This window comes from Sphingomonas sp. 10B4 (assembly GCF_035019905.1).
In the GTDB taxonomy this organism is placed as follows: domain Bacteria; phylum Pseudomonadota; class Alphaproteobacteria; order Sphingomonadales; family Sphingomonadaceae; genus Sphingomonas; species Sphingomonas glacialis.
Window position 1 is genome coordinate 1 of the sequence record NZ_JASJVC010000276.1, and the last position, 279, is coordinate 279.

General features: G+C 64.2%; 1 pseudogene. It reads right to left on the reverse strand.

The features are described 5' to 3' along the window. Positions 1-279 (reverse strand): annotated as a pseudogene (locus QN347_RS19795) (class I fructose-bisphosphate aldolase); the annotation flags it as partial.

The window sequence follows — 279 nt, forward strand, 5'->3', positions numbered from 1 at the left end:
ATTCACCACCGAGCGCATCTTGGTACCGAAGACGCCTTTGCCGGCCGCGCGGGCAAGCAGCGCGTCGAGTTCAGGCATCGGCTTCATGAGTTGCACGCCGTCGGCTTCGTTCGCCAGGCCCTTGTCGACCTTCAGAAACGGCACGACCTGCTTGTGCTTCCAGAGGTACTCGGCCGAGTCGATGCCGTCGATCTGACGGTCCATCGTGGCTTCGAACAGGATGGCGCCGAGCACGCGGCGGCCATCGAAGGCCGGACTGGTGACGATGCGGGTGCGCAT